Genomic DNA, 13,962 nt, shown 5'->3' on the forward strand with positions numbered 1-13,962 from the left:
GGATAGGAGGCGAGCCAGAAGATGCGCATCACGCCGCCCTCGAAGACAGGCCGATGTCGCGCCAGTGCTGCTCGAGCTGCGCCAGCACGCGCTCGCGGGCGAGTGGGACGTCATCGTCGTCGACTGCGCCCCGACCGCCGAGACGCTGCGGCTGCTCGCGCTCCCCGAGGCGCTCGGCTGGTACATGGACCGCGTCTTCCCCGTCGAGCGGCGCGTGGTCAAGGCGCTGCGCCCGGTGCTGACCCGGGCGGCGGGAGTGCCGATGCCCGGCGACTCGGTCTTCGACGCGATCGAGCGGCTGCACGGTGAGCTCGACGAGGTGCGCACGCTGCTCACCGGGCCCGACGCGAGCGTGCGGCTGGTGCTGACCCCCGAGAACGTCGTGCTCGCCGAGGCGCGCCGCTCCTACACGACGCTGTCCTTGTTCGGCTATCGCGTCGACGGCGTGATCGCCAACCGGATCTTCCCTGCCGAGGACGCCGACGACTGGCGCGCCGGGTGGGTGCTGGCCCAGGACGAGGTCCTCGGCCGGGTCGAGGAGTCCTTCGCGGGGCTGCCGATCTGGCGCTCGGCGTACCGCCCCCGCGAGCCGGTGGGCGTGGAGCCGCTCGCCGACCTCGCCCGCGCGGCGTACGCCGAGGCGGACCCGCTGGCGAGCGCCCCCGGCAAGGCGCCGTTGCGGGTGCGCCGCAGCGAGGGCGGGGCGGTCGTGCGGCTCTCGCTGCCGCTGGTCTCGCGCACCGACGTCGATCTCGCGCGCAAGGGCGACGATCTGGTCGTGACCGTGGGATCGTATCGTCGGTTGGTCACGCTCCCATCCGGGCTGGCACGCTTCGCGATCGCCGGAGCCCGGGTGGAGCACGGTGAGCTGCAGGTGCGGTTCGTCGAGACCACCGACAACGAGACGGGGAGATGACGTGAGCCACGAGGGAGAGGGCCCGAGCGACGGCGACGCCGCCCGCGGTCCCGAGCCGGAGGTCGGCTCGGTCGCCGAGGAGGCGGCCAAGCTCTTCGGCGCACTCTCCGAGTGGGCCCGCGACCAGAGCGGTGGCATCGGGGACGGGTTCGCCGGGCTCGCCGGCCACGCGGCCCGCGCCGCCCACGAGGTCGACGAGCACCTCGCCACCGGCTCGGCGGAGTGCACCTACTGCCCGATCTGCCGCACGGTCCACGTGCTGCGCCAGGCCTCCCCGGAGGTGCGAGCCCACCTGACGACGGCCGCCAGCGCCCTGGTGCAGGCGGCGGCGGGGATGCTGGCCACGGCGGTGCCCGACGGTCACGCCGCTCCCAGCGGGGTGGAGCGGATCGATCTCGACGACGACCCCGGCGACTGGCCGGAGGAGCCGGAGGACTCCGGCGTGGACGGACCTGAGGATGGAGACAGATGAGCCTGGCGTGTGGGATCGACGTCGGAGGGACGAAGATCGCCGGGGGGGTGGTCGACGAGTCCGGCACGATCCTCGAGGAGCTGCGGGTCGAGTCGCCTGCCACCGACGCGGAGGCGATCGAGGAGGCCATCGCCGGTCTCGTCATCGAGCTGCGCTCGCGGCACGACATCGCGACGGTCGGGGTCGGGGCGGCCGGCTACGTCGACAAGGCGCGCGCCGTGGTGCTGTTCGCCCCGAACGTCGCCTGGCGCAACGAGGACCTCAAGGGTGAGCTCGAGAAGCGCGTCGACCTGCCGGTCGTGATCGAGAACGACGCCAACGCCGCGGCGTGGGGAGAGTTCACCTTCGGCGCCGGTCACGACGCCGAGGACCTGCTGCTCGTCACGGTCGGCACCGGCGTCGGCGGCGGCCTGGTGCTCGACGGCCAGGTCTACCGCGGCGCCAACGGCGTGGGCGCGGAGATCGGGCACATGCGGGTGGTGCCCAACGGCATCCTGTGCGGCTGCGGCAAGCACGGCTGCTTCGAGCAGTACGCCAGCGGCTCGGCACTGGTCCGGGAGGCGCGGGCGGCGGCGATGTCCGGCGCGATGATCGCCCACGGCATGTTCAAGCGGGCCGGCGGCGACATCTCCAAGATCACGGGCCCCTTCATCACCGACGCCGCGCGCGACGGTGACCAGGGCGCCCGCCAGCAGCTCGCCGAGCTGGGTCGGTGGCTGGGCGAGGGGATCGCCTCGCTCACCGAGATCCTCGACCCGGGGGTCGTGGTCGTCGGTGGTGGCGTGAGCGAGGCCGACGACCTGCTGCTCGAGCCGACGCGGGCGGCGTTCGCCGGCCAGCTGGTCGGCCGCGGCTTCCGGCCGATCCCCGAGATCCGCAAGGCCCGGCTGGGCAACCGCGCCGGGCTGATCGGCGCGGCCGACCTCTCCCGCCGCTAGACGGGACCGCGCGCGTGCCCCTGTTCATCGGCGTCGACATCGGCGGCACGAAGGTGCTCGCCACCGCCGTCTCCCGCTCCGGACGCGTGCTGCGCACGGCTCGGCGTACGACGCCGGGTCGGCGCGTCGAGGCCCGGCTGGTCGAGGACGCGCTGACCGAGGCCGTGCAGGAGATCGCCGGGATCCGGCGGATCGGCGCCATCGGGATCGCGGCCGCCGGCTTCGTCGACGCGCAGGGGGAACGGGTCCGGTTCGCTCCGCACCTGCCCTGGCGCGACGAGGGCGTCCGGGCCCGGCTGGCCGAGCGGTGGAGCGCCCCGGTGGTGCTCGACAACGACGCCAACTGCGCGGCGCGCGCCGAGCTGACCTACGGCGCGGTCGGCAACGCGGCCGACGCGCTGGTCGTGACGATGGGCACCGGCATCGGCGGCGCCGTCGTGCTCGACGGTGCCGTCCACCGCGGCCACAACGGCATGGCGGGGGAGTTCGGGCACATGCAGGTGGTGCCTGGTGGCCTGGACTGCGAGTGCGGCGGGTCGGGGTGCTGGGAGCAGTACTCCAGCGGCAACGCGCTCGTGCGGCACGCCCGAGCGCGGATCGGCCACCAGCCGACCTCGATGGAGGCGGCGTGCGACGGGGACCCCGAGCGGCTGACCGGGCCGATGGTGACGGCCGCGGCCGAGGCCGGCGACCCGGTGGCGCTCGACGCGTTCGCCACGGTCGGGGAGTGGCTCGGCGTCGGGGTGGCCAACCTCGTCGCGGCGTTCGACCCCGAGATCGTGGTCATCGGCGGGGGGCTGTCCGCCGCGGGCGACCTGTTGCTCGATCCCGCCCGCGAAGCGTTGCGCGAGTCGCTGGTCGGCGCCCCGCACCGCACGATCCCGCCGGTGGTCCGGGCCGCGCTGGGGCCCGAGGCGGGCGCGATCGGTGCCGCGGAGCTGGCCCGTCAGACGTTCAGGAGCGCCGGTACCCGGGCACGAGCTCGACGGCGAGCTGCTCGAGGAACAGCCCGACGTCGGTGACGATGCCCCGCGCCTGGGACGAGCCGCGGTCGGCGAGCTTGGTGACGGTCGCGGGGTTGATGTCGACGCACACCAGCGGCACGGACGCCGGCAGGATGTTGCCGGTGGCGACCGAGTGCAGCATGGTCGCGACCATCAGGCAGAAGCCCACGTCCGTGAGGTTCTGGCGCATGGCGCGCTGGCCGTCGATGACGTCGGTGTAGACGTCGGGCAGCGGCCCGTCGTCGCGGACCGAGCCGACCAGCACGAACGTCTTCTCGTGGGTGACCATCGCGTGCATGATGCCGCCGGTCAGCACGCCGCTGTCGACGGCGGCCTTGATCGATCCCTCGCGACGGATCGTGTTGAGCGCGCGGATGTGGTGCTCGTGGCCGTGCTCGACGCCGCGCCCCTGGGCCAGGTCGATGCCGAGGCTGGTGCCGTAGAGCGCGGACTCGATGTCGTGGGTCGCGAGCGCGTTGCCGGCGAACAGCACGTCGACGTACCCCGCGTGCACGAGCGCGACCATCGCGGGCGACGCACCGGTGTGCACCACGCCGGGCCCCGCGACCCAGAGCACCTTCTTGCCGGAGGCCTTGGCCTCGCGCATCCCGTCGGCGACCTGGCGCACCAGCACCGCCTGCGGCTTCTCGGAGGACACCTCGGACTCCATGAACCCGAACGCGCCCGCCGTCCGGCTCGGCGCGGGCACGGTGACCCGGATGCCGGAGGCGCCGGTGACGACCAGCATCCCGCGGCGTACGTCGGACATCGGCAGCGTGTAGACGCGCCTCGGCCTGCCCTGGTCGTCGCGCTCGAGGATCAGGCCGCAGTCCATCTCGGGGTTGGCGACGTCGAGCCAGGTGCCCTCGATGCGCACCCGCGTCTCGAGGTTGGTGGTCGAGTAGAAGTGGTCGGGGAACACACCGTCGCGGTCCGCCTCGGTCACCGCCGCCTCGCCGGTGTCGACGAGGTTGACCCCTCGGGTCTGCAGCCGCATCAGCAGCCGCTCCAACGCGTCGGTGTCCTCGGCCGTCACGGTGATCACGGCGTGCGAGGTGTCATCGGTCTCGCGGCCCACGTCGAACCGCTCGATCGCGTAGTCGCCGCCGTACTCCCGGATGTCGTCGAGCACCCGGGACAGGATCCCGTGGTCCATCAGGTGTCCGGTGATCTCGACCGACTCGTGCGCGCTCACCCGAGGACCATAACGACTGACCTCGCTGATCGCGCCGCGGCACCTCGGTCCGCGCCCACCTGACGTATCTGTCGTCGATCCGCTCGCCGGACGACAGGTACGTCGGGTGCGCGGGAGCTAGACCTGGGCGCCGTCGTCCCAGGGGTCGCGGGGACCGCGGGGCATCTTGAGGACGAGGTAGAGGAACCCGCCCACGAACCCCGCGACCAGGAGGTAGCCGACGTAGGCCGGCAGCGAGAACGAGAAGATCAGCGAGATCAGCAGGATGGTGGGGGAGCCGAAGATGCCGATCCAGGCGGCCAGCCGGTCGGGCGTCGTGCGGGGGATCGGCGGCGGCTCGGGCGGCTCGAAGCCCTCGTCGTCGGCGAGGAACGGCTCCTCCTCGTCCTCGGGGGGACCGAAGCTGCGCAGGTCGCCGTAGCGGCCGCCGAACGGCGCGGAGGGGCGGGCCGGAGGCGTCGGCGGCTCGGGATCGTCGAGCTCGGCGCGGTCGCCGTAGTTCTCGACGATGGCGCGCCAGGCCCGGTCCTCGTCGTCGCCGTCGGGACGGTCCGGCTGGTCGGGTCGGTCCGGCTGCACGAGACGAGCGTATGCCGTCGCTACGAACCGGAGGCGACCCGGGCGATGAACGCCGCGCTGTCCTCGTGGATCAGCTCGGCGTCGTTGTCGATCGTCGCGACGTGGTAGCTGTTCTCGAGCCGGGTCACGGTGACGTCGCGGGAGGACAGCCCGGAGAGGATGAGCGGCTCGGTGGCCTCGTCGACGACGTGGTCCTCGGTGGAGCGGAAGTAGAGGACCGGTGCGGTGATCCGGGGCAGGTCGGCCACCAGGGCGGGCCAGGCACGCATCATCGAGTGGATGGCCTTCAGCGGCGTGCGGTCGTAGCCGTGCTCCTGCACGCCCGGCTTCTTGATGTCGTTGGCGATGCCGGGGAACGACGGCACCACGTGCTTGAGCACCGGCAGCAGCTTCACGTCGAGCCGCTTGGTGGCGAGCGCCGGGTTGACGACGACGACACCCGCGACCCGGTCGGGGTGGTCGGCGGCGAGCCGCAGCACGAGCGCGCCACCCATCGACAGGCCGCCGACGACGACCGCGTCGTTCTCGGCGCTGAGCTTCTCGAAGACCCGGGTGATCTCGGCGTACCAGTCCGCCCACGTCAGCGTGTTCAGCTCCTGCCAGGTGGTGCCGTGCCCGGGCAGCCGGGGCACCTCGACGGCGTACCCCTTCTCCGCCAGAGCCTCGCCCCAGGGAGTGATCGAGGCCGGCTGGCCGGTGAAACCGTGGCTGAGCAGCACGCCGATCCGGCGGCCGCCGGTGAGCTCCGGCTGCGCCGGTCGGGAGTACGGCGAGGCGAGGGGGTGGGTCGTCATGGCCGGGATTCTGCACCACCGGAGGTCTCCGCGGACGGCGGTATGGGGCAAGTGGAGGTCGACGGTCTAGGCTTCGCCCGTCGGATGTCTCGGGTCGGGTGGGAGGTCGTCGGTGTTCTACTGGTTCCTGAAGTGGATCGCCCTCGGTCCTTGGCTGCGCCTGGTGTTCCGTCCGCGCACCTTCGGCGCCGAGAACGTGCCGGCCGAGGGTCCCGCGATCCTCGCGAGCAACCACCTCTCGTACGCCGACTGGCTGTTCATGCCGCTGACCCTGCCTCGCCGCGTCACGTTCGTGGCCAAGGCCGAGTACTTCACGGGCAAGGGCGTCAAGGGCTGGCTCCAGCGGACGTTCTTCGCCGGCTCCGGGCAGGTGCCGATCGACCGGTCCGGCGGCGGCGCCGCCGAGGGCGCGATCATCTCCGCCAAGCGGGTGCTGGCCGAGGGCGAGCTGTTCGGCATCTACCCCGAGGGCACGCGCTCGCACGACGGTCGGCTCTACCGCGGCAAGGTGGGCGTCGCCCGACTCGCGCTCGAGGCCAAGGTGCCGGTGATCCCGGTGGCGGTGGTCGGCACCGACGAGATCGCCCCGCCGGGCAAGAAGTTCGGCCGGTTCACCCGGCCGGTGGTCCGCTTCGGCGAGCCGCTGGACTTCTCCCGCTACGAGGGGATGGAGAACGACCGCTACATCCTGCGCTCGATCACCGACGAGATCATGTACGAGATCATGCATCTCTCCGGCCAGGAGTACGTCGACACCTACGCCTCCCGCGCCAAGGAGGAGTCCAAGAAGGCCGAGAAGGGCGCCAAGGACGACGGCGAGGCCGAGGAGCCCAAGCTCGCGTCGTGACGATCCACAGCGAGCACCCGTTCCTCGACCCCGATCGCGACCCGGTACGCCGGTTCCGCGGCCGGCTCGGCGGCGCGGTCTCGCTGGTCACCGCCGGCGCCGGACGCGAGCGCGCGGGGCTCACCGTCTCCTCGCTGATGGTCGCCCACGGTGACCCGGCCCGGGTGCTGGTGCTCCTCGACCCCGACAGCGACCTCCACGACGTCCTGGCCGACGATGGGGACGGCGACGGTCGCGCGGTGGTGCAGCTGCTGTCGTGGCGGCACCGTCAGCTGGCCGAGGCGTTCGCCGGCACCGCCCCCGCTCCGGGGGGCCCGTTCCGCACGGGCGAGTTCGAGGACACCGAGTGGGGGCCGCGGCTCACCGATGCGCCCGCCTGGGCGGGAGTGCGGCTCGAGACCCGCGCCGAGGTGGGCTGGTCGTCGCTGCTGACCTGCCTGGTCGAGCGGGTCGAGGTCGGTGAGGACGACGAGCCGCTGGGCAGCCGCCGCGGCCGATGGGTGCGGCTGTGAGCGAGCTGCTCGACATCGCCGACGAGCTGTACGGGCTCCCGCTCGCCGACTTCACCCCGGCGCGCGACGCCCGGGCCAAGCAGCTCAAGGGCACGGACCTCGCCAAGCAGGTCAAGGCGCTCAGGAAGCCGTCGGTGGCGGCCTGGGTCGTCAACCTGCTCGTCCGGCGCGAGACCGAGCAGGTGGAGCAGGTGCTCTCGGTGGGCGCGGCGCTGCGCGAGGCCCAGGCCTCGATGTCGGGCGACGCGCTGCGCGAGCTGACCAAGCAGCGCCGTCAGCTCACGGCGGCCGTGACGACGCAGGCACGTCGCACCGCCCGCGAGGAGGGCACCAAGGTCACCGACGCGATCGCCGACCAGGTCGAGGCCACGCTCACCGCCGCGATGATCGACGCCGACTGCGCGAAGGCGGTGCGCAGCGGGATGCTCGTCAGCGCGCTGGCCACCACCGGCCTGGACCCCGCGGATGTCGCGGGTGCGATCGCGGTCCCCGAGGCCCTCGGCTTCGAGGCGCCCTCCCGCGACGCCGAGCCGCCCCCGCGCCCAGGGCTGCACGTGGTGCCCGACCCCGAGGCCGACCGCAAGGCGATCGCCGCCGCGCGCGAGGCGCTGGAGGCCGCTCAGTCCGAGCTCGACGAGGCCACGGAGGCCCACGAGGACGCGACGGCGGCGTACGACGAGCTCGAGGCGCGCAGCCTGCAGCTGCAGGCCGAGCTCGACGAGCTGCGCGGCCGGATCGCCGAGCTCGAGTCAGCCGCCGAGGAGGTCGACGACGAGCTCTCCGAGGCAGAGGAGTCGCGCGACGAGGCGGAGAGCGCCGTCGTCGAGGCCCGAAAGGCCCGCGACGCCGCCCAGGCCGCTCTCGAGAAGCTCGAGAAGCGCTAGTCGGCCCAGCCCTTCGACCGCTCGACGGCGTCGGTCCAGCGGGCGTGGGCGGCGTCGGCCGTGGCCCGGTCGAGCTGGGGCTCGAAGCGGCGGTCGAGGGCCCAGGTCTCGCGCAGGTCGTCGGTGGAGTCCCACACCCCGGCGCCGAGGCCGGCGAGGAATGCGGCCCCGAGCGCGGTGGTCTCCACGGTCTTGGGGCGCTCGACGGGCACCCCGACCTGGTCGGCCTGGATCTGGCAGAGCAGGTTGTTGGCCGAGGCGCCGCCGTCGACGCGCAGCGAGGACAGCCCCGACCCCGACGCCGACATGGTGTCGAGCACGTCGCGCACCTCGAAGGCGATCGCCTCCAGCGTGGCGCGGACGAGGTGGGCCCGGGTGGTGCCCCGGGTGAGGCCGACGATGAGGCCGCGGGCGTGGGGATCCCAGTGCGGGGCGCCCAAGCCGGTCAGGGCCGGCACGAACACGACGCCGCCGGCATCGGGCACGGTGCGGGCGATCGGCTCGGTCTCGGCGGCCGAGCCGACGAGCTGCAGCCCGTCGCGCAGCCACTGCACCGCGGCGCCGGTCACGAAGATCGCGCCCTCGGAGGCGTAGGTCAGCCGGCCGTCGGGGGAGCGCCACGCCGCCGTCGCGAGCAGGCCCGCGTCGGAGCGTTGGATGGTCGACCCGGTGTTGGTCAGGATGAACGACCCGGTGCCGTAGGTGCACTTGGAGTCGCCCTCGTCGAAGCAGGTCTGGCCGAACAGCGCCGACTGCTGGTCGCCCGCGAGCCCCGCGATGGGCAGCGAGAGGTCGAGGAACGTCCGCGGGTCCGTCGTCGCGATCTCGCCCCAGTTGGGCACGAGCTCGGGCAGCGCGTCGCGCGGGACCCCGAACAGCTCGCAGAGCTCGTCGGACCAGTCGCCGGTCTCGAGGTCGAGCAACAGGGTCCGGCACGCGTTGGAGACGTCGGTGGCGTGCCAGGTGCCGCGGGTCATCCGGGCGATCAGGTACGAGTCGACGGTGCCGATCGCGTAGCGGCCGGACTCGACCAGGGCCCAGGTGTGCGGCTCGTTCTCCTTGAGCCACAGCAGCTTGGTGCCGGAGAAGTACGGGTCCAGGCGCAGACCGGTGAGCTCGCTGACCCGCTCCTCGTGGCCCTCCTCGCGCAGCCGCGTGCACAGCTCCGCCGTACGCCGGTCCTGCCACACGATCGCCCGGCGCGGGGACCCGAGGGTCTCGCGGTCCCAGAGGACGATCGTCTCGCGCTGGTTGGTGATGCCGACCGCCTCGAGCTTCCCGGCGTCGTAGCCGTCGAGCACGTCGCGGACCGCCTGCAGGGTGGCCTGCCAGATCTCCTCGGGCGAGTGCTCGACCCAGCCGGGCTGGGGGAAGTGCTGGGCGAACTCCTCGTAGCCCTTGGCGGCGATCGACCCGTCCTTCTCGACGACGACCGCGGTGACGCCGGTGGTGCCGGCGTCGATGGCCAGGACGCTCACGACCGGTCGCCCCGGATGATCGCCAGCACCTTCTCGTCGATCCACGACCCGTCGGCGGCGACCCGCATCTCGTAGTTCTCGGTGCCGACCCAGGCCGCGAAGTCGCGCGCCCCGGCCTCGCGGGCCAGCCGGTCCAGCTCCTCGGCGAGCTCGGGGGTCACCGGCACCTTCTCCTCCTCGGTCGAGGCGGTGAGGTAGAGGTCGTTGAGCTCGAGCAGCCGTGCCAGCTCGCCGATCGGCGCCGGGTGGTCGTCGACGCGCAGGTCGACGGCGATGTCGTCGAGCCCGCCGTACCCGGCGCCCTCCTCGACCACGAGCAGCGCCGCCGACTGTCGTCCGCGCGAGTCGCCGCCCGCCTCGTCGCCGGCGGTGAGCGCCTCGAGCAGGCGGTGGGCGAGCGGTGCGTCCTCGGGGGAGGCGAGCCACGCGGCCTCGACGGCGTCGACGACCTCGGCGCCGGTGAGGATGTTGCCCTGGATCGCGTAGCCCGGTCCGGTGCGGCTGCCGGCCCAATCCAGGCACGCGGTGCCGGTGTGGCTGGCGGCGTTGCCGTCGACGTCGACGATGCCGACCTGGCGGTGGTCGTGACCCTCGTCCTCCTCCAGCAGCCGCTGCAGCGCGACCTCGGCGGTGGCGCCGTCGTCGAGGTGGGCGAGCGCCAGGCCCTTGTAGGCCACGTTGGCGTCGGCCTGGGTGGCGATGGCGCCGACACCGGCGACGGCGGCCGGGACCGCCGAGCCGACGGCGAGGAACTTGGAGGCGACGGCCACGCCCCACGACTCACCGTCGGCGGAGCGGGCCACGATCGAGAACGTCATGGCCCGACCCTAGTCACTCCGGGCCGGGCCATAACCGGATGGCGACCGGCGGGTCCCACCCCCGAGGATGGGAACGTGCTCGACCGCATCAGCGCCTCCCTCGGATTCCCCTCGATCGGCCACCACCGCCGCTTCGTCACGGCGATCGCGATCGACGCCGTCGGCGGCGGGGTGTTCATGCCGGTCTCGATGCTCTACTTCCTCGTCACGACCGACCTCAGCCTCGTGCAGGTGGGCGCGGCGATCTCGCTCGCGTCGGCGGTCGCGCTGCCGGCCGGCCCCTTCATCGGCACGCTGGTCGACCGGTACGGCGCCAAGCACGTGCTGCTCGCGGGCAACCTGCTCCAGGCCGGCGGGTTCTTCGCCTACCTGGCCACCGACTCCTTCGTGGGCCTCACGCTGTGGACCGTCGTGGTGACCATCGGCCGCACGGCGTTCTGGGGCTCCTACGGCAACATCGTCGCCGCGATCTCGGCGCCGGGGGAGCGGGAGCGCTGGTTCGGCTTCCTCGGCGCGCTGCGCAACGTCGGCTTCGCGGTCGGCGGGCTCGCCTCCGGCCTCGCGATCACGATCGGCACCCCGGCGGCGTACTACTCCGTCGTGGTCGCCAACGCGATGTCGTACGTCGTCGCGTTCGCGCTGCTGCTCGCGGTGCCGCCCACGGCGAGCGCGGGGCATCGTGCGGTCGAGGGCGCCTGGGGCACCGTGCTCCGCGACCGGCCCTACCGGCTGCTGTGGGCCACCCAGCTCGTGTTCTCGCTGGCGATGATGGTGTTGAACTTCGCCATCCCGGTCTACGCCACCACGGTGCTCGGGCTGTCCGGCTGGGTGACCGGTGCGGTGTTCACGCTCAACACCCTGATGGTCGGGTTCGGGCAGGGCCTGGTGGTGCGCGGCATGACCGGCGCGCGGCGCTGGCGGGTGCTGCTGCTGACCAACCTGGTGTTCGCCGCCTCGTTCGTGGTGCTGCTGGGCGCGAGCCGGCTCTCGGTGGCGCTGGCCACCGCGGTGGTGATCGCCGGGTCCGCGGTCTACACCGTCGGGGAGCTGCTGGGCGGGCCGGTGCTCGGCGCGCTGTCCGCCGAGGCCGCGCCCGACCACCTGCGCGGTCGCTACCTGTCGCTGATCCAGCTGGCGTGGAACCTGGCGAGCACCGTGGCGCCGGTCGCGTTCGCGTGGCTGCTCGACCGGGGCGCGACGCCGATCTGGTGGGCGCTGGTCGGGCTGTCGCTGGCCGGAGCCGGCCTGACCGTGCTGCTCGGGCGGGTGCTCCCGCACGCCGCCCGGGAGGTCACGAACCGGGCCGAGGAGCCCGCTGCGGCCTGACCACCTCCCACGACACCGGCGCGAGCTGCACGTCGAGCCGCCCGCCGTACGCCTCGCCGAAGGCGCGGAGGTCCACGCTCACCTGGGCGGCTCGGTCGGTCGCCCGGTTGACCAGCACGAGCGCGAGGTCGCCGGTCTCGTCGTCGTAGGTCGCGGTGGCGTCGACCAGCGGCACGTCGCCGGCCTCGCTCTCGTACGTCGCGACCTGGGGCTCCACGCGCAGCACCGAGCCGCGGGCCGCGGCGGCGATCTGGGCGAACGGCGCGAACGTCGTCTGCCGGGTGGCCGGACCGCCGGGCTCGGTGCGGATCGGCGCGATCACGTTGACCAGCTGGGCGAGGCAGCCGACGGCGACCCGGTCGGCGTGCCGCAGCAGCGTGATCATCAGGCTGGCGACCATCGTCGCGTCGACGTCGTCGTAGACGTCCTCGAGCAAGCGGGGCGCCTGCTCCCACTCCGTGACGCTCGCGGGGTCCCAGCGCGAGACGTACCAGACGTTCCACTCGTCGACCGAGAGCTTGAGCCGCTTGCGCGAGCGCAGCCGGGCGGCAACGTGGTCGGCGGTGGCGACGACCTCCTCGATCGAGCGGTCCAGGTCGACGGCGCCGGCGAGGAACTCGGGGACCGACTTCTCCAGCGGGTCGTAGTAGCTGTGCAGCGACACGTAGTCGACCGTGTCGTAGCACTGCTCGAGGACGGTCGCCTCCCAGGTGCCGAACGTCGCCATCCCGCTGTGCGAGCTGCCGCAGGCGACCAGCTCGATGCGCGGGTCGACCAGCCGCATCGCGCGGGCGGTGCGAGCCGCGAGCGCGCCGTACTCCGCGGCGCTCATGGCCCCGATCTGCCAGTCGCCGTCCATCTCGTTGCCCAGGCACCACAGGCGTACGTCGTGGGGCTCCGCGGCGCCGTTGGCCCGCCGCAGGTCGGAGAGCCGGGTGCCGCCGGGGTGGTTGCAGTACTCGAGCAGGTCGAGCGCCTCCTGCATCCCGCGGGTGCCGAGGTTGACCGCCATCATCGGCTCGGCGCCGGCCTCGCGGCACCACGCCATGAACTCGTCGGTGCCGAAGGCGTTGGTCTCGATCGTGTGCCAGGCCAGGTCGAGCCGTGTGGGCCGGTCGGCCACCGGGCCGACCCCGTCCTCCCAGCGGTAGCCCGAGACGAAGTTGCCGCCGGGGTAGCGCACGACGCTCACGCCCAGCTCGCGCACGAGGTCGAGCACGTCGCCTCGGAACCCGCGGTCGTCCGCACTCGGGTGGCCCGGCTCGAAGATCCCGGTGTAGACGCAGCGGCCCAGGTGCTCGACGAACGAGCCGAACAGCCGAGGGTCGACGGGGCCGACGCGGAAGGCCGGGTCGAGGGTCAGCGAGGCGCGCACGGGCTGGACGGGATCAGTCACGAGAGCCAGTATCGAGGTCTGCGAGAACGCTCGACCACCGGGCCGTTGGGCCCGCACATCGATGCCTTTGGGCCCGGTCGGGAGGGTGGCCGTCGGGCTTTGGCCCGACTAGAGTCGAAGTGTCTGTTGTGAACGTCCAAAGGTGCCCGTGCCGGGGCCCGCGAGCAGAGAGAACCGAACTCCATGACCGTCCGACGCGTCGCCCTCCTCACCGCCGGTGGCCTCGCCCCGTGCCTGTCCTCGGCCGTCGGGGCGCTCATCGAGCGCTACACCGAGCTCGAGCCCGAGGTCGAGATCATCGCGTACCTCAACGGCTACGCGGGTCTGCTCGGCGGTCGCTACATCGAGATCACCCCGGAGGTCCGGGCCAACGCGCACCTGCTGCACCGCTACGGCGGCAGCCCGATCGGCAACAGCCGGGTCAAGCTCACCAACGTCAAGGACTGCGTCAAGCGCGGGCTCGTCCAGGAGGGCCAGGACCCGCTGCACGTGGCGGCCGAGCAGCTGACCAAGGACGGCGTCGACGTCCTGCACACCATCGGTGGCGACGACACGAACACGACGGCGGCCGACCTCGCGGCGTACCTCCACGAGAACGACTACGAGCTCACCGTGGTCGGCCTGCCCAAGACCATCGACAACGACGTGGTGCCGATCCGCCAGTCGCTGGGCGCGTGGACGGCTGCCGAGCAGGGCGCGCTGTTCGCCCGCAACATCATCGCCGAGCACTCCTCCAACCCGCGGATGCTGATCATCCACGAGGTCATGGGTCGCAACTGCGGCTGGTTGACCGCCGCGACCGC

At 72.9% G+C, this 13,962-nt stretch carries 15 protein-coding genes; 9 read left to right on the plus strand and 6 right to left on the minus strand.

Going from position 1 to position 13,962, the window contains the following annotated elements; genetic code table 11:
• The first annotated feature begins 64 nt into the window (after window positions 1-64).
• From Q0L15_RS22785 to Q0L15_RS22800, 4 genes are read left to right on the plus strand one after another with little or no spacing between them, the layout of a single operon-like run.
• A complete protein-coding gene (locus tag Q0L15_RS22785) occupies window positions 65-916 on the plus strand; it encodes an ArsA family ATPase (RefSeq protein ID WP_296607144.1) in 852 nt (283 codons plus the stop codon).
• A gap of 1 nt (window position 917) precedes the next feature.
• Window positions 918-1,388 carry a hypothetical protein gene (locus Q0L15_RS22790; protein ID WP_296607145.1) on the plus strand — a complete coding sequence of 157 codons (471 nt, stop codon included), beginning with the start codon at window positions 918-920 and terminating at the stop codon, window positions 1,386-1,388.
• A complete protein-coding gene (locus tag Q0L15_RS22795; protein WP_296607146.1) occupies window positions 1,385-2,326 on the plus strand; it encodes an ROK family glucokinase in 942 nt (313 codons plus the stop codon). Before Q0L15_RS22790 ends, Q0L15_RS22795 begins: the two co-directional genes overlap by 4 nt.
• Window positions 2,327-2,340: 14 nt before the next feature.
• Window positions 2,341-3,348 (plus strand): ROK family protein, encoded by a 1,008-nt coding sequence (locus Q0L15_RS22800; protein WP_296607147.1) that lies wholly within the window; start codon window positions 2,341-2,343, stop codon window positions 3,346-3,348.
• On the opposite strand, the gene Q0L15_RS22805 is transcribed toward Q0L15_RS22800, so the two are convergent.
• The 3 genes from Q0L15_RS22805 to Q0L15_RS22815 form a co-directional block, all read right to left on the minus strand.
• On the minus strand, window positions 3,281-4,525 hold the full coding sequence (locus Q0L15_RS22805; protein WP_296607148.1) for a TIGR00300 family protein: 1,245 nt from the start codon (window positions 4,523-4,525) through the stop codon (window positions 3,281-3,283). The genes Q0L15_RS22800 and Q0L15_RS22805 overlap by 68 nt on opposite strands.
• Before the next feature lie 117 nt (window positions 4,526-4,642).
• Window positions 4,643-5,104: a hypothetical protein gene (locus tag Q0L15_RS22810; protein ID WP_296607149.1), complete on the minus strand. Its 462-nt coding sequence runs from the start codon at window positions 5,102-5,104 to the stop codon at window positions 4,643-4,645.
• A gap of 20 nt (window positions 5,105-5,124) precedes the next feature.
• The gene (locus Q0L15_RS22815; protein WP_296607150.1) at window positions 5,125-5,898 is read right to left on the minus strand and encodes an alpha/beta fold hydrolase; all 774 of its coding nucleotides are present in this window, start codon (window positions 5,896-5,898) and stop codon (window positions 5,125-5,127) included.
• Between the two features lie 112 nt (window positions 5,899-6,010).
• Between Q0L15_RS22815 and Q0L15_RS22820 the strand changes: the two genes are divergently transcribed.
• From Q0L15_RS22820 to Q0L15_RS22830, 3 genes are read left to right on the plus strand one after another with little or no spacing between them, the layout of a single operon-like run.
• Window positions 6,011-6,745: a 1-acyl-sn-glycerol-3-phosphate acyltransferase gene (locus tag Q0L15_RS22820; RefSeq protein WP_296607151.1), complete on the plus strand. Its 735-nt coding sequence runs from the start codon at window positions 6,011-6,013 to the stop codon at window positions 6,743-6,745.
• Window positions 6,742-7,257, plus strand: coding sequence for a flavin reductase family protein (locus Q0L15_RS22825; RefSeq protein WP_296607152.1), 516 nt, complete (start codon window positions 6,742-6,744; stop codon window positions 7,255-7,257). The genes Q0L15_RS22820 and Q0L15_RS22825 overlap by 4 nt, the downstream gene beginning before the upstream one ends.
• Window positions 7,254-8,141 carry a hypothetical protein gene (locus Q0L15_RS22830; RefSeq protein ID WP_296607153.1) on the plus strand — a complete coding sequence of 296 codons (888 nt, stop codon included), beginning with the start codon at window positions 7,254-7,256 and terminating at the stop codon, window positions 8,139-8,141. The genes Q0L15_RS22825 and Q0L15_RS22830 overlap by 4 nt, the downstream gene beginning before the upstream one ends.
• Here the strand turns inward: Q0L15_RS22830 and glpK are convergent.
• The gene (gene glpK, locus Q0L15_RS22835; RefSeq protein ID WP_296607154.1) at window positions 8,138-9,619 is read right to left on the minus strand and encodes a glycerol kinase GlpK; all 1,482 of its coding nucleotides are present in this window, start codon (window positions 9,617-9,619) and stop codon (window positions 8,138-8,140) included. The genes Q0L15_RS22830 and glpK overlap by 4 nt on opposite strands.
• On the minus strand, window positions 9,616-10,437 hold the full coding sequence (locus Q0L15_RS22840) for a DUF1028 domain-containing protein (protein WP_296607155.1): 822 nt from the start codon (window positions 10,435-10,437) through the stop codon (window positions 9,616-9,618). Before Q0L15_RS22840 ends, glpK begins: the two co-directional genes overlap by 4 nt.
• Before the next feature lie 75 nt (window positions 10,438-10,512).
• Between Q0L15_RS22840 and Q0L15_RS22845 the strand changes: the two genes are divergently transcribed.
• Window positions 10,513-11,763, plus strand: coding sequence for an MFS transporter (locus Q0L15_RS22845; RefSeq protein WP_296607156.1), 1,251 nt, complete (start codon window positions 10,513-10,515; stop codon window positions 11,761-11,763).
• Here the strand turns inward: Q0L15_RS22845 and Q0L15_RS22850 are convergent.
• Window positions 11,729-13,159, minus strand: coding sequence for an alpha-N-arabinofuranosidase (locus tag Q0L15_RS22850; RefSeq protein ID WP_296607157.1), 1,431 nt, complete (start codon window positions 13,157-13,159; stop codon window positions 11,729-11,731). The genes Q0L15_RS22845 and Q0L15_RS22850 overlap by 35 nt on opposite strands.
• A gap of 183 nt (window positions 13,160-13,342) precedes the next feature.
• Here Q0L15_RS22850 and Q0L15_RS22855 point away from each other — a divergent pair.
• A partial coding sequence (locus Q0L15_RS22855) for a pyrophosphate--fructose-6-phosphate 1-phosphotransferase (protein WP_296607158.1) occupies window positions 13,343-13,962 on the plus strand: 620 nt, incomplete at its 3' end.

The sequence above is a fragment of the Nocardioides sp. genome (genome assembly GCF_024509035.1).
GTDB lineage: Bacteria > Actinomycetota > Actinomycetes > Propionibacteriales > Nocardioidaceae > Nocardioides.